The following is a 23,725-nucleotide window of genomic DNA, read 5'->3' on the forward strand; positions in this document are numbered from 1 at the left end:
CTGAATAGGAAATAAACTGACACTAAACAAACCCTGTGTGACTGCTGAAAAGAGGATACACAGCGTTTGATCAAAGAAGCGTTGCTCATAACGGAAAGCTGGTTATGATGCATCGCTTCTTCTTTTTGCAGGACAGGTAAATATTTGTGGGTAAAGTAAAAATATGAACGTATACCGCCGTCTGGAATCGCTTTAAAATAAAAATAAGCCTTACCAAACAGCGAAAGGGGATAAAATAGGTATGAAAAGTTGGAAGAGGGTATCATGCTGTATTTTAGGTATTGCTATGGCGTTTACCGGATTGTTTGCGGTCAGGCCTCTGACTTCCCGGGCGGAAGGGGATACGGTTTACGATGTCTGGATACAGAATTCGGCGGACCGGGCATTTGACAGTTCTGTGATGCCAGACTATCCGGAAACGCAGATTAGGCTGTATGCTGCCCGAAACGAGTATGAGGCAGCCCAGGTTCTTGTCCGAGGAACAACGGAGCTTACTGGGCTGCATCTGGAGGCGGGGGCGCTTACGGGGGAAACAGGGGAGATCGGTGCTGACCATATCTCCGTATTCCGTGAATATTCGGTATCTGCGGCGGTTCCGGGAGAGGTGGAACCCACTCCGGATGGCAGCGACAGCTATACGGATGCGTTGCTGCCCAATGAGGTGATCACACAGAAGGCGGGCGTGACGCAGCCTTACTGGGTGAGAATTTATGTGCCCGAGGGGCAGGCTCCGGGTCTGTATGAAGGCACGATAAAGGTGATCGCTGATCAGGGCGAACAGCGGGTGTCGGTCAGCGTGCTTGTATATGATGTTACTATTCCGAGCACCGATGAGTCGGAATTTAAAATGCTCAACTGGTTCGGTTCCGCCGGATGTGATTTCGGTGCATTGGAATCCTCTGTGCCCAGCCAGTACAATGTGAAAATGTATGACGAAAACTGGTGGCGGGTGATGGAAAGCTTTGCAAGGGATCTCGCCATCCACCGCAATAATGTGGAGTTCATCGATTTTCAGGCGCTGCTTATGCCCGACAGCTCTGTGGACAGCGACGGGAATTATCATTTCGACTGGAGCAAGTTCGACCGTCTTGTGGATATCTTCCTCGACGCAGGCGCTCTGCAGTACATATATGCCCCGGGCAGCTACCTCACCATGGAATCTGGAAAATCCATGCATCTGTGGGTGTTGAAGGCCGATCCGAATGGCGGGCTTGCACGTGTAAAAATGCCAATCTATACGGATCAGGCCAACGATGTGGTGGATCCTGCGGTTACGGAATATATGAAGACGTTATTCTCCGCGCTGCGCAGTCACATGCAGGATAAATATCCCGATCTGGTCGGCAGCTTCTATCTTTCCGGCCAGGATGAGCCTTCGGACAACGAACAGATCCGGGCCGCCAATTGGTTTTATTCTGAAGCCTGCAAGTATTATCCGGAGCTGCGCAGCAATGAGGCACACAGCCGATTTTTTACGAATCTGACGGAGACCAGCACCCTGTGCCCGGTTCTGGATGTCTATGAGAACAACCAGAGCTATTTTCAGAGAATGAGGGAAGCGGGCAAGGAACTGTGGTTCTATACCTGTATAGGCCCTCAGGGCAGCTATCTCAACAGATTTATTCCCTACCATCTGGCGAAGACCAGACTAATACCCTGGTATGTATATCAGGTGGGCGGCAGCGGATACCTGCATTGGGGCTACTGCTGGTGGAGAACCTCTGATACTATGGATAGCAGGCAGACCGGTGACGAATGGCTGGTCCGCCCGGATAAGAAAAACTATGATGTATTTACCAGTGTGCGTAATGAGGCGCAGCTGGACGGGATTGAAGATTTTGAACTGCTGAGTATTCTGGAGAAAAAAGATCCGGATAGAGCCGACGCCATTGCAGACAGCCTGATCCAGAGCGCTACCGTATACTCCCGCAGCGGATCTTCGGTCAATCAGGCGCATAAAGCTCTGCTGGATGAGATTGCGGGAATGCCGGCAGAGCCTGTGGAAACACCGGTTTTCTCTGAAGACTTTTCATCCGGCTATGATAATAACTGGATCAGAAAGAACGGTGCCTGGAGCATCTATGACGGCAAGTACTGGTTCTGGGGCGTAGGCGCAAACCGGGAAGGGATGTCTTCGCTTCGGGACTGGACACTTGGGGACGGTGTAATTGAGCTGGATTTACAGCTGGAGGACACATTTAACAACGATGATACCATGTGGGGCGGCATCACTTTCCGTAAGCCGTCTGCGTCCGATACGATGTGGACAGGAGGCTACACCCTGTATCTGCGCAAGAACGGCGAGCTGGAGCTGCTTAGAGGAAATCCTTTTGCCAGCATGGGGAAAGCGCAGATTTCCATGCCGGAGGATGGACGGGTATGCTTAAGGATCTCTATGAACGGCGATACGATTACAGTCAGCCAGGCCGGCAGCAAAGATATGCTGATCCGGGCGTCAGACACAGCATTTCAGGACGGTTATATCAGCCTGGTGGGGACCGGAGCCAATGTAGCTTATCATAGGGTTGCGCTGTCCAGCTATGCCGGCGCGTCCAAAAACAGATATCATGAGGTGATTGCTGATCAAAGCTATCAGGACAGCTTTGACGGTTCGGGTGAGGGCTGGAATTTGGACCCGACCGCAGGCTTTAAGGATGGTGTTCTGGAGACCGCAGGGAGCACGGCTGTGGGGCTCTATGACCGAATCTATCATAAAGCCTCCATCACCTTTGACATGACGCTGACAGGTGAGCAGAGCGCGGTGGACTCGAAAGACTACTGGGGCGGCATAGCCTTCGGAAAGGAGACACCGGGCGGATCCATTTGGGACCGCGGGGGTTACATGCTCCTGCTGCGCAGAAACGGTACGGTAGATCTCATAAACAAATCCGGAACTGTTGCCACGGGACATACGGATGTGGATTATACCCATGGAGTGCAGGTTACTGTAGAGCGTGGCAGCGCTTTTGTCAGGGTGTATCTCGGCGGAGACAGCACGCCCGTGCTGGAGGCGGATGCACCTGATTATACCGGCGGATTTTTCGCATTTCACAGCGACGGAGGCAGAGTGCTGTATGACAACCTGTCGATTACGGGTCTTAAGGCAATGGACGGATTTGTGCTTTTGGATGATTTCAACGGTGATTTGGGCAGGTGGTCACAGGCCAACTATGCGGATTATACAATGATTGAAAACGGAGCTGCGGTCACGAAAGGTGTGATTGTGAAGGAAAATCCGGATGCAGGCATTGCGGGAAAGGGAGTATCACCGGATCTGATCTATCATGAAGAAACTTTTGATAACGCGGTATTCTCCTTTGATGTAAGGGTCGATGATGCGGCGCTGCATGAAAATTGGGCCGGAGCATTCTTTCATTCCGGCGGTACGGGCGGCTTCTGGGCGGACAGGGGATATCTGGTCTACGTGACGAACCTCAATCAGCTCGTTCTCTATCAGCATGGCGTGGGAAATCTAGCCACTGCGGCGCTGCCTGTGGATGTGACACAGAATTATATAAATATTCAGGTGGAGCTGAACAACGGATCGATTAAAATATATGTCAATTACTCAGATCAGCCGGTTATTTCGGCTTCGGATGAAGATATGACGTATTCCAGCGGTTATTTCGGCCTGATGTCCGACTATGCGGATGCCAGCTTTGACAATGTGATGGTAAAGAGGCTGGCGCCCCCGGAAAAGCCGGAGGAAGAAGAGCTGGTGCAGGATCAGCCCTTCTCGGACGATTTTGAAAACGGCATGGATCAATGGAGAGTGCTTAGAAAATCAGAGGGAAACTGGGAAATCACTGACGGCAGACTTTACTGTGAGGGCTTAAGCGGCGCCAATGCCGCCCTGGCGATGGTGAGGGGACATAAGTACACAAATGCTGTGATTGACTTCGACATGACAATGCACTCCACCAATTCCTGGGCTGGTATCTCCATACGCCGAAGCAATCCGACGGATACGATCTGGGTCAGCGGATATTTTCTTTATTATGATCAGTCTGTCGGTGATCTGAAACTGTTTAAGACTAATGTCGGGGATGTTTCCAAAGCCAATATCGGGATCCGCGATGGTGAAACCGTTCATTTTACAGTCGAAATGGAGGATAACCATATCAGGGTATTTGTAAATGGCACGGACACACCGGCCATCGATTATACCGATGCAGATAATGCCTTTGTAAACGGCACTGTCGCGCTGTGCTCCTATATGGCGAAGGTGACCTTTGATAATTTTAAGATCGGCATTCCGGATGAAAAACCGGGGGAGCCTATCCTGAATGAAGACTATAAAAAGGGATTTGAAGAGCAGATTGACTGGATGATTCAGCAGCAGAATAATGGGGTGTGGACTTATGAGAACGGTGCGTGGACGGCGCAGAGCAAGAGCAGCGATTACTCACAGATTGTGCTGAAAAACCGTACCTATACAGATGGGACCATTTCATTTGACATGCAGCAGACCCATGGTACGGCAGATAAATGGAGCTATTGTGCATTTCGAAGAACAAATCCGGATGACGGGCTGTGGGCCAGCGGATATTTCCTGTTTTACAGCCAGGCGGGGGGCTGGGTTAAACTTTATAAAACAGGCGAGGGTGAGCTGGGTACTGCCGATGTGGGAGTATCGGACGGTGCTGTCAGGCATTTTAAAATTGAGATGGAGGGAAATACCTTCAGGATTTATGTGGATGATATGCAGACTCCTGCCCTGACAGCGGTGGAAGAAACTTCTGTATCGGAAAACAGGATTGACGCGGACTCGCTGTCAGGCAATGAACTGGCAGAGAGCGGCGCGGATAGCGGCGTTTCAGGGAACAGCATTTCAGGGAACAGCATTTCAGGGAACAGCATTTCGGAAAACAGCGTTTCAGGAAACCGCGCCTCTGGGAACAGTATAAACGGAGGACAGGAAATCACTAAAACGGTTTCTCCTCTGCATGTGGGCATCCATGCACTTTCGGCAGCGGCGGAGAAGCTGGCTATGACCTGCACGGATGAGGCGGGCACCTATCCGCAGGGATATATAGCCTTTGGCGTAATCGATTATGCCGGTGCCGTGTTCTCCAATCCGGTGATTCTGGCGGCGGATAAAGAAGAGCCGGAGGAGACAACTGAAGAAACAACGGAGGAAACTAAGGAGGAAACCCAGGAACCAACACCGGAAGAGTCCCGGCAGGAGAACCTTCCGGAAAATCCCGGAAACGGAAATCAGCAGACTTTCTGCGGTGAAGAAACGGTTCCGGTCCCTGCAAGCAGTGAAACGTCCTCTGCGGCCGAAAAAACCGGTTCGAATGAGTCCGCGGTTTCTGCAAGCACGGGAGATCCGTGGGGGTTCAACGCGGCGTTTCTTGTGTGTGCGGCCGCCATTACAGCCGCAGCACCGGTGATTCACTGCCGGCTTAGAAAAAATAGAAGAAATCATTCATAAATTGGTACAGACCTTCAGGGCAGAAATGCCTTGAGGGTCTGTTCCTGCCTTTTACAATTTGACCGTCCGTATAATTTCGGATTGCGGTTCTAGCTGCAAGGAATTATGATAATAACAGCTGCATATCTGACAGATTATATTTGGGGGGAGACTCGTCATGGACCAATATAAGATCAAATGGACAAATTCAATTAAAACCAAGCTTCTGGTGGTTTTATTCACACTGGTGCTGTTCAACATCGGGATATCCTGCCTTTTCTTCAACGGAACAGCTTCCATCGCGCGCAATGCGATCTATGACAAGATGGCGGCGCAGGCGGAGTACTATCAGAATTCACTGGAATTTCAAATTGAAGGGCTGAAAAACCAGCAGAACCTGTTCTTTTCAGACCGAAAGCTTACATACCTGGCGCAGCCGGGGCTGATCGGCAGCGACTATGAGCGGCGGGAGGCGCTGCTTAGTGTACAGGCGAAGCTGGCACAGCTGCAGTGGTCCAGCCAGCTGGTGTCGGGCATAACGCTTTATATTCCTTATTCGGGCTATGTGATCACTCCTTCTTCCATTTCCGATTTTAAGCAGGAGGATGAGCAGAAGGTTTACGGCTGGCTTAAAGAGCCGGGTAAGCTTACATATGACGGGACTTCACTGTATATGACGGCGGCGGACGCACCGGTCGCTGACGGAAGCCTGCCGTTTTTTATGCTGTATATAGCGATAGACCAGAGCGTGATCAGAAATACTCTGAAGGATTTAAACCAGACGGACGGAAGCTCCTTCTGGTATCAGCCGGAGTATGAGCTTTTGCTGTATGACAGCCAGGATAAAAAAGAAATGTCGGATATGGTGCTGGCTTCCTTGGAGGAGATGTTTGGTGAGGCGGATTCCCTCCATACGATCCGCTTAGGGGGCAGGTCTTATCTGGTTTCCGTTTCGGCGCCGGGGACATTGGGGAGGCTGATTCAGTATTACCAGGAAGAAAATGTGATGAGCGATCTGTTCCGCTATTCGGGCTATTTTTCAGCTTTTGTTCTGGCTGCCATTGCTCTGACTGTGCTGATGTCCGGCTATGTGGAACGTCTGATTCACCGGCCGCTAAGAAAATTAAACGCGGCTTTCGGTGTGCTGCAGGGCGGAAATATGGATATCAGCATCCGGCATGATGTACAGGATGAGTTCGGGTACCTTTATGAAGGATTTAATCATATGGCCCGTGAGCTGAAGCGGCTGATTGAGGAGGTTTATGTTCAGAAGGATCTCAAGCAGAAGGCTGAGCTGAAGCAGCTGCAGGCTCAGATCAATCCGCATTTCCTTTATAACAGTTTTTTTGCCTTGAGCAGGAGGATTAAGCGGGGAGATATGGAAAACGCAGAAATCATGGCGGATTATTTGGGGACCTATTTCCGGTTTCTGACCAGGAATACGGCGGATGTGGTGCCTCTTTCGCTTGAAATGGAGCATGCAGAGAGCTATGCGATGGTGCAAGGTGCCAGGTTCGCCTCGCGGATAAAGGTGGATTGGGAAACTCTGCCGAAGCGGTTTGAAGGTCTCCTGGTTCCCCGCCTGATTGTGCAGCCCCTTCTGGAAAACGCCTTTTCCCATGGCCTGGAGGACAAGGAGGAGGACGGTCTGCTCCGCCTGTCCTATGAAATTAGAGGCCGCAGCCTGTACATCCATGTGGAGGACAATGGGGAGGCCAAAGAGGAACAGATCGCTGCTTTGAGGGAGCGGTTAAGAGAGGATTATCATGGAGAGATAACAGCAATTTCCAATATACACAGGAGGCTGAAATCCTATTATAAAGGAAAGAGCGGCCTGGAGGCAGGGCGCAGCGCTATGGGAGGAATCAGGGTCAGTATCGGATTTGAGGAGGAAATATGGAATGAACAGCCTGTTGATAGTAGATGATGAGATAGAGATCCTTCAGTGGCTGAAGGATCTGTTTTCATACGAATGTGATAGGGAACTGGATGTATATACGGCGTCTTCCGGCAGAAAGGCGATTGAGCTGCTCAATCATATGAGATTTGATGTAGTCCTTACGGATATTAAGATGCCGGGAATGGACGGCATTAAGCTCTACCGCCATATCAGGGAAAACTGGCCTATGGCCAGGGTCGTATTTTTAACAGGATATCGGGATCATGAGACTCTGTATGAAATAGTAAAGAACCGGGAGGTCCGTTACGTTTTGAAAAATGAAGGGGATGCCCTGATTCTAAAGACAGTGACGGATGCATTTAAGGAGCTGGAACAAACGATCCGTGAGAAAAACCGGCAGCTGCAGCAGGCCCGGATTGTGGAAAAGGCGATTTATTGGCTGCAGAAAGAACGGGTGGAACAGATTCTCTACCGCACTCTGGATAAAGAACCAAGCCAGCAGATGCTGGATGAGGTGGAGATCCCGATACAGGCAGATTATCCGGTATTGATGTTCACCGCCAGAGTCGGAAAAAAGGATAACCAGAACGGGCAGTCGTTTAGGATACACGCTCAGGTCGGGGAATATATAAAGGAATATATGCCCCCCTCCTTAAGGGTTTTCTACACGTTTCCCGACTCGGATACACTGCTGCTTCTGATACAGCCCAGGATTCTGGATGAGTATACGGACTGGCGGAAAAATTTTTCCATAGCCAAAGGCGCTCTTGAGTATATACAGAACGGCTGCGAGGAGCAGCTGAGGCTGATCCTTTCCTTTGCGGTATTTCGGGAGCCCGCCGGCATGGATCGGCTGGCAGAACGGTACTGGGAATGCAGGGGCGGGTTGATCCGTATGGGTGAAAATGAGATTCCGGTGATCCTTGACATGGAAGAGGTGGAAAAATGGGGAAGGCCCTCCATTGACAGCAGAAATATCATATCCAAGATCCCTATTCTGTCGGGTTTTTTAGAACAGCGCAGAAAGGAGGAGTTCTATGAACTGCTCAAGAACATGACTGTGCCGTTGTTAGGCGTGCGCAGCAAGAACGATACGGCCGCGCTGGAGGTGTATTTCAATATCTCTATGATGTTTTTAAAATATATCAATATTCATCAGCTGAATGAACGCCTTTCCTTTCATATCGCACTCTATAAACTGACGAGGACTGACGAGCATAAGGACTGGACAGAAGCTGTGCAGTACTTGTTTGACCTGTCGGACGCGCTGTTTTTAGTGCTGGGCAGCGAGGAGGAGGATCGCACTGACCTGGCTATGAAGAGGATCGAAAGCTATATTCATACGCATATAGACAGTGATCTGACCCTGAACCGGCTGGCGGAGGTCGGTGGGTTTAATGCATCCTATCTGTCAAGGGTCTTTAAGCAGACTCATGCCTGCAACCTTTCCGAGTACATCACACAGGAACGGATTAAAAAAGCGAGAAAGTATCTGTCCGATACCGATCTGAAGATACTGAAGGTGGCGGAGCAGGTGGGATATTACTCCGCGCATTCCTTCACCAGGGCTTTTAAAACCTGCACGGGCCTCTCGCCCGCAGAATACCGCAGCCGTTATCGCAGAACTGAGATTTAAGAGCCAGGGTATGAAAACGACGGCGTAAAATATTGTTCTCAATGTAAAATAATGCACGTAGGAAAATGCGGGCGGGGCGCTTACAATAGAGCTATCAGGAGATGAGAGAAAATAGATAGGATAAGAGCTCTCGCTTCAGTTGGTAACAATTAAAGGAGGAAAGGTATATGAGAAAGAAAAGTATGAACAAGATCCTTACGCTCACATTGGCGTTTGCCATGACGGCATCGCTGGCGGCCTGCGGCGGCAAAGACACCGCTGAGACAACAGCTTCTGCCTCGGCAAAGGAAACCACTGCAGTAAAGGGAACCGATGCGACAGAGGGAAGCACGGCGGCCGTCAGCCAGGTTCCGTCGGAAAAGAATCTGTACGGGTTTGAAGACCCCGTTACTCTTAAAATCGGGTTAGGGATTGCGGCGGACTTCGAATATCCGGAAGGAGAGAGCGCAACCGACAATCAATGGGTAACGCTTTATAAGGAAAATAATATCAATCTGGATATCATCTATCAGGTAGATGCATCACAGGAGGGGACCAAGCTGGCTACGGCGATTACATCCGGCAATTATCCGGATATTATTTTTACCGGAGGAGCAGATTATGTCAATTACGCCAGAACCGGCGTTACTGCTGATATAACGGATTTGTATGAGGAATATGCATCGGATGAACTGAAGGCATATATGGAAAGCGATGGCGGCGTAGGTCTGGAATCCGCTAAAGTGGACGGCCGTTTGTACGGACTTCCTCTTCTGGGCAATTCATATGATTCTGTGATGATTATGTTTATTAGGGAAGACTGGCTGTCCCGGCTTGGGCTGGATGTTCCCACAACCATGGAAGAGCTTCATGAGGTAGCCTATGCTTTTACGCATAACGATCCGGACGGAAACGGTGCGGACGATACATACGGACTGGCACTCAACGGCAAGGATGTATTTGCGTATAACAGCGGCATTCAGGCGTTTTTTGAAGGTTATGGCGCGATCCCCGGATATTGGGAAAACGTATTCACCTTTATCGAGAAAGACGGAAATGTGGTCTGGGGCGGCGCTTTGGCAGATGAGATGAAGGCCGGGCTGACTCTGCTGAAGGAGATGTATGCGGACGGTTCCATCGCAAAGGATTTCGGCGTAATGGATAATGACAGGATTACGGAAGAGATGACCGCAGGCAAATGCGGAATCATGTTTGCACCCATGTGGGGAGCGATGTCTCCTGCCGGCCAGCTGGTTCAGAGCAATACAGATGTACATTTTGCAGCGGCTCCGATACCGGACGGAATGGGCGAAGGATCCTCCAAGGCTTATTTTACAAATTCAGGCTCCAGTTATTATACTGTGAGCAGCAAGTGCGAGAATCCGGAAGTGCTGATCAAACTGATGAACTTAAGCGTCAGCAAGCTCTGCGATATGGAAAACCCTGATTTTACACGTTTTTATGAAAATTCAGAGTGGAAATGTGCACTGACAAGGACGCTGGCGCCCCTCAAGAATTACGATAACTATCTGAAAGACCAGGAAGCGTTAAAGACAGGTGATACATCAGTGCTGAACGCGGAACAGATGGGCGACTATGAAAAGATGAAAGTGTACTTAGACGGCATGGCTTCCGGCAACCCGGATGTGACAGATCCCGACTTCCAGACAGGCATCAGTCTCTATACCGTATTTGGCGATCCGCAGGGCGGCTACGCAGCTCTGGAGCAGATCATGAAGAGCGGGGATCTGAATGTCAGCGCTTACAACACCATAGTGACCGAGACCATGGCGGCGAAATTCCCTACCTTAAACAAGCTGGCTATGGAAACCATTATCAAGATCATCACCGGCGATGATATCAGCACCTACGATGCGTTCTTAGAGAACTGGGCGAAGCTGGGCGGTGACGAGGTAACTGCCGAAGCGCAGAGCTGGTATGATGTGAATATGAAATAAAGCTATTAAAAAATAAAATGTGGGCCGGGACAAAGGACAACGGAGCATAAAGTCCGCCGTGTTCCGGCCCTCACTATACCCAAAGGAGTGATTCCAGTGACTGGAAAGACCGCTGTAAGAAAAAAGAGAACGGGACAGAACCGTATGATCTTTCATGCCATGCTGTTTCTGCCATGCCTTTTTTTATTGATTTTTAATTACCTGCCCATAGCGGGCATCGTGATGGCATTTCAGGATTTTCATCCCGGCTTGGGGTTCTTAGGGTCTAAGTGGGTGGGAATGGAAAACTTTCATACGCTGTGTCTGCTGCCGGATACCTGGCCGGCCATACGCAATACGCTGATCATCGCCGTGGGCAAAATCATTGGCAATCTGGTGATCCCGGTCGCCTTTGCGCTGATGCTCAATGAGGTGCGCAGGAAAAGCTTTAAAAGAACCGTACAGACCATCACCTATCTGCCGTATTTCCTTTCCTGGGTGGTGCTAAGCGGCATACTGATTAATTTCCTTTCTCCGGGAAGCACGGCGGATGCCTGCGGATTATTCAATACGATTCTTATGAAAACGGGGCTGATTAAAGAGCCTGTGTATTTCCTGGGAACCAAGAGCACTTTTCGGGGGACTATGATCGTCAGTGACATCTGGAAAAATTTTGGATTCAATACAATCGTCTATCTGGCGGCCCTCACCGGCGTGGACCCGGGACTTTATGAGGCGGCCGCGGTGGACGGAGCAGGGCGGCTGCGCCAGACCTTTCATATCACACTGCCGGGCATTGCGCCGTTTATCGCGCTGATGACGATACTGTCCATTGGAAATGTATTAAGCGCGGGATTTGATCAGATATTCAATCTGTACAGCCCGGCAGTTTATGAGACGGGCGATATCATCGATACGCTGGTGTACCGGCTGGGCCTGATCAATCAGCAGTATTCGCTTTCAGCGGCCGTAGGAGTGTTCAAATCGGCGGTATCCATGATTTTAATAGTGAGTGGGTATAAGCTGGCGGATAAATATGCCGGTTACAGAGTATTTTAAGGAGGGGAAGTCATGATAAGCAATTCGAAGAGCAGAAAAGTGTTTCAGGTAATTAATACCGTGGTGATCATCGCGGTTACAGCCAGCTGTCTGATCCCCCTGCTGAATGTGCTGGCCATATCCTTAAGCAATTCGCAGGCGATCGTTGCCAATGAAGTCGGTATCTGGCCGAAGATGTTCACAGCGGATGCCTATTCCTATGTGATGAAGAGCACGAAGTTCTGGACCTCCGCAGCGGTATCGTTAAAGCGTGTTGTGATCGGAGTGCCCTTAAGCATCCTGCTCACCCTGCTGGCGGCCTATCCGCTCTCGAAGCCCGAACTGGCCTTTCCGGCCAGAAAGTACTACGTGGCCTATCTGCTGGTGGTCATGGTGTTTAACGGCGGTCTGATCCCCACCTATTACGTGATCTCCCAGCTGAATATGATCGATACGATCTGGGCGCTGACACTGCCCTGTGCGGTCAATATCTTCAATATAATCCTGGTCATGAATTTTTTCAGGAATATTCCGGCGGAGCTGGAGGAATCCGCCATGCTGGACGGAGCCAGCCAATGGACGGTACTCACCAGAATCTACCTGCCGCTTTCCAAGCCCTCAGTGGCAACCATCACGCTGTTCTGCCTGGTGAATCACTGGAATTCCTGGTTTGACGGCTTGATCTATTCTAATTATACATACAATTATCCGCTGCAGTCCTATCTGCAGACCATTGTAACATCCACCAGGGACGCCCTGTTTGAAGGGGATGTTAAGGCCATCATGGATATGATGAATTTAAATACTACCAACATCAAATCGGCGCAGATCTTTATCTCCATGCTGCCGCTGCTGGTGATCTACCCCTTCCTGCAGAAATATTTTACAGCCGGGCTGACCCTGGGAAGTGTCAAAGGCTGATCCGTCTTAACCGACCGTTTCGTTCTCTTCCAGCATTCTCTGACAGGCGATGGCCAGAGCGCCGGGGCCGATATGACAGGCTACGCTTAGAGAGAGCGGATCGGTGTGAACGGGCAGGCCGGGATATGTTTCTTTAAGCTCTGCGGCAAGCTCCTCTGCGGCCTCTTTGTCGTAGGTATAGGCGATGTAGAGCCAGATCTTATTGTCTTTATAATAGCCGGCGTATTTATTTTCCAGATCCTTCTGTATCGCGTCCATCATGATGCGCTTGCCCTGTTTGATGCCTCTGGCTTTGGAGAACGCGTCCAGCTTTTCACCATTGATCTGCAGCACCGGCTTGAGATTTAAAATAGTGCCGATGGCAGCGGCGGCGGGAGTGATCCTTCCGCCCTTTTTTAAATACTTTAAAGTATCCACCATGATATAGATGCTGGATTCCATCTTCGTATCTTCCAGGCGCTGCCTGATCTGCGCCGCGCTCATTCCGGCTTCAGCCATCTTAAGTGCGTCCAATGCGGACTGGCGCTGCGTTACTGAAATTCGGTGATTATTGACCACCTGCACCTTACCGTCATAGTCAGCGGCCAAAGCCAGCGCTGTCTCACAGGAGCCGGACAGCCCGCTGGACATGGGTATATGCACAATCTCATCATAATCCTTTAAAAGTTCTTCCCACAGATCCAGTACGGTACCCGCCGCGGGCTGGCTGGTCCCGATATCTGCATCATCGTTTAATTTCTCATAAAATTCCTGCTGGGTGAGATCGATGTCTTCGAAATAATCCTTTCCGTTGATAGTAAAAGGCATCGGAATGACATGAATCCCCAGATCTTTTGCCTGCTGCTGCGTAATTCCGCTATTGCTATCGGTAACAACCGCTACTTTGTTCATTCTTATTCTCCTCGTTAAGTTTTGGAATACTGTGTATTCTGAATAAAAAGGCCGGCAGCGTTTATCGTTGTCCAGCCTTAGGGTTCATTGTATCATAAATGATCGGGGGATTCTACTGGCTTTGAATGGTTTAATAAATAATTTATTACTAGTAGTAACCTTCAAAATATGCCGGCGTTGGGACCTGCCGGATAGCGGTGTTTAATACTACTTGCACCGGTTATATGTGCTGTTACACTAGTTTCCTTGAACGCTGTGAAGTCTGCTGTAAAGACCGTCTTCCTTAAGCAGCTGTTCATGGGTACCCTTTTGTACAATTCGGCCTTCCTCCAGAACAAGTATCTGGTCAGCCCCCCGGATCGTGGAAAGGCGGTGGGCAATGGCAATGATGGTGCGCGTTCCCGCCAGCTCATTGATGGCTTGCTGGATCTCCTTTTCCGTCTCCACATCCACTGAAGCGGTCGCCTCATCCAGGATGATGATGGGGGATTTGCGCAGGATTGCCCTGGCGATGGCGATCCGCTGTTTTTGACCGCCGGATAGACGCATACCCCGTTCTCCAACCATTGTTTCATATTGATCCGGCATTTCCATAATGCTGTCATGGATGCGGGCAGCCTTAGCGGCCTGCACGATTTCTTCTTTGCCGGCGCTTGGGTCCGCATAGGCGATGTTGTCCGCAATGGTGCCGTTAAACAAAAAGGTGTCCTGCAGCACAGGGGAGATGCATTGGCGCAGGCTTTCCAGGGTAACACTGCGGATGTCTTTGCCATCGATCAGGATATGTCCTCCGGTGGGATCGTAAAAACGGAAAAGCAGCTGTGTAAGCGTGGTCTTGCCGACGCCGGTGGGGCCAACAAGGGCGATCATCTGGCCGGATTCGCAGGAAAAGCTGATGTCGCGCAGCACGGGCACGCCGTTTTCATATTGAAAGGAAACCGAGTCAAAGCGAACAGCTCCTTTGACAGTTCCTATATCCCTGGCGCCGGGAACATCCTGTATTTCAGACGGTGTATCCAGAATAGCCATAACCCTTTCAGCGCCTGCATAAGCCTGCTGTGTATCTTCCAGCAGACGTGCCAGCCCTGAGATCGGTGTATAAAAGAGCGAGAGATACAGCAGGAAGGCTACGATATCCGATACGGAAATCTGATGGTGAAAGGCCAGCACACCTCCTACCCCAACCACAATGACGGTACCTATGGAGGAGAGAAATTCCACAGCGGGATGAAAAAAAGCGCTGATATTCAATGCGTGCAGCATGGCTCCGGTATAGGCGGAAGCCTGGCCGTGCACCTGACCGGTTTCGTATTCCTCCTGTCCGAATGCCTGAATTTCATGAATACCTGACAGATTGTCCTGAAGCTTCGCATTTAACTGGGCCAGGGCCTTTTGGGATTTTCGGAAATTCGGACGCACTTTGGCGGCAAAAACCCAGCCTGAGAAGAGTATGAACGGGATCGGTATGCAGGTCAGCAGCGCAAGCCACGCATTGATGGTGAGCAGTATGATCATGACGCCGACCACCGTGACCGCGTTGGTGATCATCTCCGGAATGATATGGGCATATAAGAGCTCAAAAGTGGCTGTGTCATTGACCACCCGGCTCATCAAATCCCCTGTCTGCTTATCATGGAAAAAGGACATGGAAAAGGACTGGATGTGCCGGTATACCCGGATGCGCATTTCTTCCACCAGATTCCAGGCCGCCTTGTGGGCCAGATAATTGCTCAAGTAGCGGAACAGAATTTTTGCCAGATACAAAGCGACCAGCAGCGCAGTCAGCCCTGCGATTTTATTGAGAGCGGATTGATCCACGCCCCGCTCCACATAGGAGGTCATGGTGGAGAGCACCTTCGGTGCCGCCAGGTTCACCAGTGTGAGCAGAAAAGTGGAAAGAATTGCAATAATGTAGAGAGTGCGGTAACGTATGGCCTCTTTACCAAGGCGTAAGAGCAGTTTCATGATAAATCCTCCGGTTTCCGGCACATGTTGCAGAAGAAGATCCGCGCCGGTTTATTCTATCAATATCTTCTTAAGTTTTTGGCGGCCGCTTCCATCAGTTTGGGGATGGGCAGGTTGAACGGGCATTTCTTTGTGCAGGCACCGCAGCTGATACAGTGGTCCGGCGTGCCCGAATCCGGGACTTCTTTTGTATATTCTTCGGTGATCCGGTGCATCTGGGACCAGTCCACCCCGCCGAATACCTCCCAGCGGTTCCAGTATTTCAGCACATCCGGTATGGGGATGCCCTGCGGGCAGGGGCGGCAGTAGCCACAGCCTCTGCAGTAATTTTTCACCTTAATATCCACCTTTGCGATAACGGCCCGCCGATTCTCCTCGGTCATATCTATATAGCTGTTTACCGCATGAAGGGCGATGTTAAGATACTCCGCCTTATCCAGTCCGGGTATGACGGTGGAGACGTAGGGACTGGACATGGCAAATTTCAGACATTCCTCTGCGGTGACGGAAAATCCCATCTGGCGGCTGCGCTCTTCGCTCAGCACCCCGCCGCCTAAAGGCTTCATGACGATCACGCCCAGATCCATGGCGGCGCAGAGCGGAAACAGTGTGTCTTCGGCTTCCAGATTCGTGGGGTTGTAGGCGAGCATGGCGGCTTCAAAGATGCCTGTGCGGATGATCTCTTCACCGATGCCGCAGTCATGGGTGGAGACGCCGATATGGCGGATGCGTCCTTTGGACCTTAGCTCCTGCACGTAATCCAGGATGCCGTTGGACCGAACCTTGTCCCAGTTCTCCCGCGTGCTCACATCATGGATGAACAGAATGTCCAGATAATCAGTCTGCAGATTGCTGAGTATGGTTTCAAAATCCTGCTGAAACTGTTTGAAATCCCGGTTAATGATCTTGGAGGAAAGATAAAAACGGTCCCGCAGACGAAGCTTTTTTAACGCATGGCCGAGGCGGATCTCACTCTCACCGTAGCCGCGGGCCGTATCTATGTAATTGATTCCGTTTTGATGAGCGGCCTTAACGATCTCTGAAGCCGTTTCCTGTGTGACGGAACCGTATTTCAGCGCTCCAATTCCCAGGGCGGATACCTGCAGTTCTGTTTTACCCAGACGTCTGTATTCCATTTGTTCTCCATTTCCGCGCCTCATTTGCGCAACATAATATATTGATGTTAGGGGGTTCGTAATGCACATGATTTCCTAGGGAAATTGTCTGCTACGCAGACGGAAATCAGCGCAGGTATAATATCTGTCGATATTATATCATGTCAGCAAGCTGACATGCCCCTCCGGGGGGATGCGCATGATTTCCTAGAGAAATTGTCTGCTGCGCAGACGGAAATCAGCGCAGGTATAATATCTGTCGATATTATACCATACAGGAACACGGTGAAAAAGAATGGATATTGCACAATGAAAAAGATTTTTCAAACTATATTGATTATTTCGCTACTGTTCACACGCTGCCGATAAAGCAGCGTATGAGAGGACCATACCCTGCCTCTCATTCGCGGGAATTTTTCGGTAACTGTGATCAGTAACATTATTTCAGAAAGGAAAGGTCAGTCGGCCAGGACAAGCTACTCAAATGAAAAGTAATGTGCTAAAATATGAATCAGCATAGTGTGCAGGGAAAGGTCAGGTAATGAATATGGAAATTTTATTCGGAACATCGAATCCTGCAAAGCTGGCGGCGATGAGAAAAGCAGTTGTGCCGTTGGGGATTAAGATAGCAGGTTTAAAGGATATGAACCGGCCGGTGCCGGCTATTGAGGAAAACGGTGCGGATCCGCTTGAAAATGCGCAGATAAAAGCAACGGCTTTTTATAGGGCCTTTCATATGCCGGTATTCTCCTGCGATTCCGGCTTGTATTTTGAGGGAATCGAGGATTCATTGCAGCCAGGTACGCATGTCAGAAGAGTGAACGGAAAAGAATTGACAGATGAGGAAATGATAGGCTACTATTCCAAATTGGCATTAAAATACAATGGCCGTTTAGTCGGTAGATACATAAATGCAATCTGTCTGATCTTGGATGAGGAACACATTTACTGCAGCATGGATGAGTCCCTGGGCACGGAACCGTTCCTGTTGGTTGGAACTCCCCATGAAAAACGGGTGCCAGGTTTCCCGCTCGATGCCCTGTCTGTGGATCTTAAAACAAATAAGTATTATTATGATCTGCCTGACCGTACGGTTGCGGAGTCAGATGTGGACGGATTTGTAGATTTTTTTATAAAGTCTCTGAATTGTTGAAAATTCGGTGCATGGCATTCACGTTCCAATACTCATGCCGGGCAAAGGAGTGTATAGTGACAAGCAGGGGCTGCGTATGTTATACTAACATCATCGAATCAGCGCTGTGAAAGCCTGCGCGGACACGGCTGCGGGCTGTGACCGGCAGACATAAAAAATAGGCAGCACACGAAGGTGTGCGCAGGTCATCAACCTTCGGTTGGTGACAGGAAAAGCGGAAGCACGCTGAAGCGTGCGCAGGTCATCAACCTTCGGTTGGTGACAAGAGAAAAGGGGGATTTAGCATGGCTAAAACAGATAAAAGCAGATACATAATCGAAACCGTCCCGCTGGAGACGTATGAGAAAATACGGACCGGTGGGGCGGACTTTTCTGTCAAGCGCAGAGCACTGGCCGATCATTATCCCTGGGGTGGGGAGTATCGCCCATTGACTTGGGGTGAAGTGGCGTTTGTGCCGGAAAGGGGATTTCTTGTACAGTTGACCTGTGTGGAGGCGGCGCCCAGTACAGTATGGAAAAATCCGCAGGATCCTGTATACAGGGACAGCTGTATGGAATTTTTCGTGAACTTTCGTCCCAAGCAGCCGGAATGCGGTTATCTGAACTTCGAAACGAATGCATCTTCCGCCATGCTGTGTGGTTACGGAAAAGGCAGGCAGGAGCGGCAGGCGGTTCCTTATCTGAATTATCCGGATATGGATATACGCACGGATATCAAGGAGGACCGCTGGAGCGTCCGGTATCTGATTCCGCTAAGCCTGATCGATGACTATTACGGGCCGGGAGAGTTTGGGCCGGGCAGCGAACTGCGCGGGAATTTCTATAAGTGCGGGGATGATACACCGATCCCCCATTATGGCTGCTGGTCCGTGATCGTGAGCGGAAAGCCGGATTTCCACAGGCCGGAGTGTTTTGGAAGCCTGATTATAGAGTAAGCACTACGCAAGGTACACGAGCTAATTAAGAAAGTATATGTTGAAATGGTAAAGTGGAAAGATAAGTTACTTTAATACACAATTTTTGGAGGTGTCTATATGAGTTTGACTTTTTGTGAATTGTCAGATATGTACAGCGAGATCTTCCATCGCTTTCAGAAAATTGAATTAAAAGAATGGAAGGGAGAAGCAGCTACTTTGGAGCTAATGAAACAATGTGGAGAATTAGCCAAATGGGTAATGATGAAAGAAAAATACTATGCTTTTACAGAAGATATTAAGACTATCAATAGTCGTTTGGAGAATGAGTTAGCAGATGTTATGGCTCAACTGTTCCGAATTGCTTATATTTATAATATTGATTTAGAAAAAGCTTATATTGATGCTAGAAAAGAGGAAGATCTCTATTTGAAATCTCGAAATGTTTAAATGAGATTATTAAAGGGTAGCACATGGATGCGCACAGGTTATCCACTTGGCAGTTGGTGACAATCTGCGCGCTTCACGGAGCGAAAGCGTGTCCAAATGAGGAGCATACCCTGCCACTCTTATGTGCAGGAACTTTATGGTAACTGTGAATAGGCAGCACACTAGAATCGCTACAAATTCTGCTGCCGGTACTGGCTCGGAGTGATGCCATACTTACGGATAAAAACCTTTGTGAAATAGCTTTGATCGGAAAAGCCGCACTGCTCCGCAATGGCGTTGATCGGCACGTCGGTTTTATCCAGCAGTTTCCCTGCGGCATCCAGCCTGGTCCTGGTCAGAAAATCATTGATCGTTTCGCCATAGGCCTTTTTAAATGCGTTGGTCAGGGTGGATTTGCTGCAGAAAAAACGCTGGCACAGAAGATCAATGGTGATCCTGTCCTCATAATGCCGCGCGATATAATGCCGCGCTTTGGCTGCCATCCCTTTTCCGTCTATGTTCAGCTTGTTGCTTAAAGTGATATAAGCGGCGCAGATATTCATGATTGTCAGGCAGGATAAAATCTTATCTTTGGAAATGACAGGTATCCGGTCAATCAGACAGGCGAGCTGTTCATGGTCGCCGGAATAGGCCTTTGCGGCCGCCAGGGTCTGTTCCCTGCTTTGCGCCAGCGTATCCAGTGTCTGCCCCATCATCAGATAGCCAGTCAGCACGCCGAACTGGTAGAGGGGTGCCACCGCTTCATAGAGCCCGAAGCGGCACTGGTAAATGTAAGGCTCACCGGTTTCTTTTACCGTGGCAAAGGCTCTGGCATCACACTCATGGCAGAGCGCCCTTCCGGCTTTATTCTGCTGGATATGGCTGCAAAATGGAGAAATGACCGCAGGATAAGCGGCTATCTCCTTCCTGTCCGTATCATAGATACAGATACGCAGCCCGGATATCTTGTACAGCTCTTTCAATATCGTCTCAATCGTATAATCAGACCCCATAATTCCTCCTAATAAATGTCACCAACCGCAGGTTGATGACCTACGCGCACATCAGTGCGCTTCCTTTTATAAATGTCACCAACCGCAGGCTGATGACCTGTAATGGTAAAATAGATAACTGTGTCCGATAATACAAAATATTATACTATATTTCAGTGCAAAAAAACAGTCCGTTTGATATGATAATTACAACAAAAACGGCTGTAAACCGTAACTGATGACCGGCGCACAGTAAAAAGTTTTAAGAAGCGCAGAAAGGAAGACAAGGATGCAGAAAAAACCAACGTTAGTGATTATGGCGGCAGGAATGGGGAGCCGTTACGGCGGATTAAAACAGATGGATCCGGTGGATGAGAAGGGCAATCTGATTATAGACTTTTCCATCTATGATGCGGTGAGAGCCGGATTTGATAAAGTGGTATTTATCATCACCCATGCGATTGAAGAGGAATTTAAGGAGCGGATCGGCAACCGGGTGGGACGGTATATAAAGGTAGAATATGTATACCAGCAGCTTGATCATCTGCCGGAGGGGTATCGGGTCCCGGAGGGCAGGGTGAAGCCATGGGGAACCGGCCATGCGGTGGCCAGCTGCCTGGGTGTGGTGGACGGCCCTTTTGCGGTGATCAACGCCGATGACTTTTATGGACGGCAGGCGTTTACGATGATCTGCGATTTCCTGAAACATGCGGAGGATGGCGATGGCTATTATCAGTATGCCATGGTCGGATATGAGCTGGAAAATACGCTGACGGAGAACGGTTCTGTGGCCCGCGGTATCTGTGAAATCGATGAAAACGGCATGCTTTCCGGCATCTGCGAGCGCACCCGAATTGAGAAACGGGGGGACGGCGCAGCCTTTACCGAAGACGGAGGACAGACCTGGACAGCGCTTCCAAAGGGATGCACGGTATCCATGAATATGTGGGGATTTACGGAGAGCCTGCTTGGTGAGCTGAATGAACGCTTCCGCCGTTTCCTGGACACTGAGGCGGAGAAAAATCCTCTTAAGAGTGAGTATTTTCTGCCGTTTGTGGTCAATGAACTGCTTCAGGAAAAGAAAGCGGTTGTGACGGTGAAAAAGACTTCGGATAAGTGGTATGGGGTAACTTATAAGGAAGATAAGCAGGTGGTGATGGATGCGGTCCGCGCCATGAAGTCTGCGGGAGTATATCCGGATGTACTGGACCTTGAAAAGGCAATGGTGTAAAATATAAACTGACTATAAAAAAGAAGAAAGGAAGAGGAACATGGCAATTTTAGTGACCGGCGGAGCCGGATATATTGGCAGCCATACCTGTGTAGAGCTGCAGAATGCGGGCTATGATGTGGTTGTGGTGGATAACCTCTGCAATTCCAGCGAAGAATCGTTAAAGAGAGTGGAACAGATCACTGGAAAGAAAGCAAAATTTTATAAAGTGGATCTGTTGGATGAGGCAGGACTCACCAAAGTATTTGAGCAGGAGGAAATCACATCCGTCATCCATTTTGCAGGATTAAAGGCGGTGGGCGAATCAGTGGAAAAGCCTCTGGAATATTACTGGAACAATATTACGGGTTCCCTGATTCTCTGCAGAGTGATGAGAAGTTTCGGAGTTAAGAATCTGGTGTTCAGCTCTTCCGCCACCGTATACGGCAATCCTCATACCGTGCCGATCAGGGAAGATTTCCCCTTATCCGTAACGAATCCTTACGGCAGGACGAAGCTGATGCTGGAGGATATATTCCGGGATCTGTATGTGGCCGATCAAAGCTGGAACATCATCCTGCTGCGCTATTTCAACCCGATCGGCGCGCATAAAAGCGGAACGATCGGAGAGGATCCGAAGGGGATACCGAACAATCTGGTGCCCTATATCACACAGGTGGCTGTGGGCAAAAGAGAGATGGTAAACGTGTTCGGAAACGATTATGATACACCGGACGGCACCGGCGTCCGGGATTATATCCATGTGGTGGATCTGGCTAAGGGCCATGTGAAGGCTGTGGAAAAACTGGCGGAGAAAAAAGGCGTGCTGACCTATAATCTGGGCACCGGCATCGGCTATTCCGTTCTGGATATGATCAAGAGCTTCAGCAAGGTGGTTGGCAGGGAACTGCCGTACCGCGTCTGTCCGCGCCGGCCTGGGGATATCGCTACCTGTTACGCGGACCCTTCTCTGGCAAAGGCGGAGCTGGGCTGGGAGGCGCAGCTGGGCCTGGAGGAAATGTGCGAGGATTCCTGGAGATGGCAGAAGAATAATCCGGACGGATACGGAAAATAAAGACGAGAGGTAGAGTGGTGATGGAGAGGGAACAGCTTTGCAGCAAAATCGCGGATGCGATTGCCAATATGCAGTTTAAGGGTGAAGTAAAAGAGTACAGGGGTTACGGCAACGGGCATATCAATGACACGTTTCTGGTGACATCTCTCTTGGAGGACGGTAGTGAGCAACGGTATATCCTGCAGCGCATGAACCATGAGATATTCAGGCAGCCGGAAGAGCTTATGGAAAATATCAGCCGGGTGACCGGTTTCCTAAGGGAAAAGATCATCCGCAATCAGGGAGATCCCAACAGGGAGACAATGAACCTGATCACCACAAAGGACGGGGGATATTTTTACAAGGATGAGATCGGCAGCTACTGGAGGGCATTTTTATTCATCGAAAGGGCCACCAGCTTTGATCAGGTACAGAGCCCAAAGGATTTTTATGAAAGCGCTGTGGCATTCGGACATTTCCAGAACATGCTTTCCGACTACCCTGCCCAGACGCTGCATGAGACCATTCCGGATTTCCATAACACCCCGGTGCGTTTTAAGCGCTTTCAGCAGGTGGTGAAAGAGGATATCTGCGGCAGAGCTGCCGGGGTGCAGGACGAGATCCGTTTCTATCTGGAGCACGGGGAAGAGATGGGCACGACCATGCGCCTGCTTGAGAGCGGCAGACTGCCTCTCCGTGTCACCCATAACGATACCAAACTCAATAATATCATGATCGATAATGAGAGCGGCAAGGGAATCTGTGTGATCGATCTGGATACGGTGATGCCTGGACTTTCGATCAATGATTTCGGGGATTCCATCCGTTTCGGCGCCAACACGGCGGCGGAAGATGAGCAGGACTTAAGCCGGGTTTCCCTGGATCTGGATCTGTTCGACTGCTATACGGACGGCTATCTGGAAGGCTGCTGCGGCAGCCTGACCAAGAAGGAAATTGAGATGCTTCCCATGGGCGCAAAGCTGATGACCATGGAGTGCGGCATGCGCTTCCTGACCGACTATCTGGAGGGGGATGTGTATTTCAAGACTCACCGTCCGGGGCATAATCTGGACCGCACCAGGACGCAGATCGCTCTGGTAAAGGATATGGAGAGAAAATGGGATGCGATGAGAAGCATCGTGTTCAAACACAGCTGACAGAGTGGAAAGGAATAT

At 49.9% G+C, this 23,725-nt stretch carries 16 protein-coding genes; 12 read left to right on the top strand and 4 right to left on the bottom strand.

Annotated elements, in window-relative coordinates:
* Positions 1 to 241 precede the first annotated feature (241 nt).
* The 6 genes from DWZ56_RS10100 (at position 242) to DWZ56_RS10125 (ending at position 12,827) form a co-directional block, all read left to right on the top strand.
* Positions 242 to 5,437, top strand: a complete 5,196-nt coding sequence (locus DWZ56_RS10100) for a glycoside hydrolase domain-containing protein (RefSeq protein WP_118556521.1) — start codon at positions 242 to 244, stop codon at positions 5,435 to 5,437.
* A gap of 157 nt (positions 5,438 to 5,594) precedes the next feature.
* A complete protein-coding gene (locus DWZ56_RS10105) occupies positions 5,595 to 7,343 on the top strand; it encodes a sensor histidine kinase (RefSeq protein ID WP_118556522.1) in 1,749 nt (582 codons plus the stop codon).
* Positions 7,318 to 8,952: a response regulator gene (locus DWZ56_RS10110; protein ID WP_118556523.1), complete on the top strand. Its 1,635-nt coding sequence runs from the start codon at positions 7,318 to 7,320 to the stop codon at positions 8,950 to 8,952. Before DWZ56_RS10105 ends, DWZ56_RS10110 begins: the two co-directional genes overlap by 26 nt.
* A gap of 167 nt (positions 8,953 to 9,119) precedes the next feature.
* Positions 9,120 to 10,889 carry an extracellular solute-binding protein gene (locus tag DWZ56_RS10115; RefSeq protein ID WP_118556524.1) on the top strand — a complete coding sequence of 590 codons (1,770 nt, stop codon included), beginning with the start codon at positions 9,120 to 9,122 and terminating at the stop codon, positions 10,887 to 10,889.
* Positions 10,890 to 10,985: 96 nt separating this feature from the next.
* Positions 10,986 to 11,927, top strand: a complete 942-nt coding sequence (locus DWZ56_RS10120; RefSeq protein WP_243095181.1) for an ABC transporter permease — start codon at positions 10,986 to 10,988, stop codon at positions 11,925 to 11,927.
* 12 nt (positions 11,928 to 11,939) lie between these two features.
* On the top strand, positions 11,940 to 12,827 hold the full coding sequence (locus tag DWZ56_RS10125; RefSeq protein WP_118556525.1) for a carbohydrate ABC transporter permease: 888 nt from the start codon (positions 11,940 to 11,942) through the stop codon (positions 12,825 to 12,827).
* 6 nt (positions 12,828 to 12,833) lie between these two features.
* Here the strand turns inward: DWZ56_RS10125 and DWZ56_RS10130 are convergent, their stop codons facing one another.
* The 3 genes from DWZ56_RS10130 to DWZ56_RS10140 form a co-directional block, all read right to left on the bottom strand.
* Positions 12,834 to 13,718 (bottom strand): DegV family protein, encoded by an 885-nt coding sequence (locus DWZ56_RS10130; protein ID WP_118556526.1) that lies wholly within the window; start codon positions 13,716 to 13,718, stop codon positions 12,834 to 12,836.
* A gap of 237 nt (positions 13,719 to 13,955) precedes the next feature.
* Positions 13,956 to 15,683: an ABC transporter ATP-binding protein gene (locus DWZ56_RS10135; protein WP_118556527.1), complete on the bottom strand. Its 1,728-nt coding sequence runs from the start codon at positions 15,681 to 15,683 to the stop codon at positions 13,956 to 13,958.
* 59 nt (positions 15,684 to 15,742) lie between these two features.
* Complete coding sequence (locus DWZ56_RS10140; protein ID WP_158584525.1) at positions 15,743 to 16,819, bottom strand: aldo/keto reductase; 1,077 nt, start codon at positions 16,817 to 16,819, stop codon at positions 15,743 to 15,745.
* Positions 16,820 to 17,339: 520 nt separating this feature from the next.
* Here DWZ56_RS10140 and DWZ56_RS10150 point away from each other — a divergent pair.
* From DWZ56_RS10150 to DWZ56_RS10160, 3 genes are all read left to right on the top strand, one after another.
* Positions 17,340 to 17,951, top strand: a complete 612-nt coding sequence (locus DWZ56_RS10150) for a non-canonical purine NTP pyrophosphatase (RefSeq protein WP_243095183.1) — start codon at positions 17,340 to 17,342, stop codon at positions 17,949 to 17,951.
* Positions 17,952 to 18,235: 284 nt separating this feature from the next.
* Positions 18,236 to 18,886 carry a carbohydrate-binding family 9-like protein gene (locus DWZ56_RS10155; RefSeq protein WP_118556530.1) on the top strand — a complete coding sequence of 217 codons (651 nt, stop codon included), beginning with the start codon at positions 18,236 to 18,238 and terminating at the stop codon, positions 18,884 to 18,886.
* 99 nt (positions 18,887 to 18,985) lie between these two features.
* The gene (locus tag DWZ56_RS10160; protein WP_118556531.1) at positions 18,986 to 19,315 is read left to right on the top strand and encodes a hypothetical protein; all 330 of its coding nucleotides are present in this window, start codon (positions 18,986 to 18,988) and stop codon (positions 19,313 to 19,315) included.
* Positions 19,316 to 19,485: 170 nt separating this feature from the next.
* Here the strand turns inward: DWZ56_RS10160 and DWZ56_RS10165 are convergent, their stop codons facing one another.
* Positions 19,486 to 20,307: a PocR ligand-binding domain-containing protein gene (locus DWZ56_RS10165; RefSeq protein WP_118556532.1), complete on the bottom strand. Its 822-nt coding sequence runs from the start codon at positions 20,305 to 20,307 to the stop codon at positions 19,486 to 19,488.
* A gap of 268 nt (positions 20,308 to 20,575) precedes the next feature.
* Between DWZ56_RS10165 and DWZ56_RS10170 the strand changes: the two genes are divergently transcribed.
* Genes DWZ56_RS10170 through DWZ56_RS10180 form a run of 3 tightly spaced genes read left to right on the top strand, consistent with a single transcriptional unit; the run spans position 20,576 to position 23,707 of the window.
* Positions 20,576 to 21,517, top strand: coding sequence for a sugar phosphate nucleotidyltransferase (locus DWZ56_RS10170; RefSeq protein WP_118556533.1), 942 nt, complete (start codon positions 20,576 to 20,578; stop codon positions 21,515 to 21,517).
* A 40-nt stretch (positions 21,518 to 21,557) separates the two neighbouring features.
* The gene (gene galE, locus DWZ56_RS10175) at positions 21,558 to 22,571 is read left to right on the top strand and encodes a UDP-glucose 4-epimerase GalE (protein ID WP_118556534.1); all 1,014 of its coding nucleotides are present in this window, start codon (positions 21,558 to 21,560) and stop codon (positions 22,569 to 22,571) included.
* A 20-nt stretch (positions 22,572 to 22,591) separates the two neighbouring features.
* Positions 22,592 to 23,707 carry a phosphotransferase enzyme family protein gene (locus DWZ56_RS10180; protein ID WP_118556535.1) on the top strand — a complete coding sequence of 372 codons (1,116 nt, stop codon included), beginning with the start codon at positions 22,592 to 22,594 and terminating at the stop codon, positions 23,705 to 23,707.
* Positions 23,708 to 23,725 lie beyond the last annotated feature (18 nt).

Source organism: Lachnotalea sp. AF33-28 (genome assembly GCF_003477885.1).
Lineage (GTDB): Bacteria > Bacillota > Clostridia > Lachnospirales > Lachnospiraceae > AF33-28.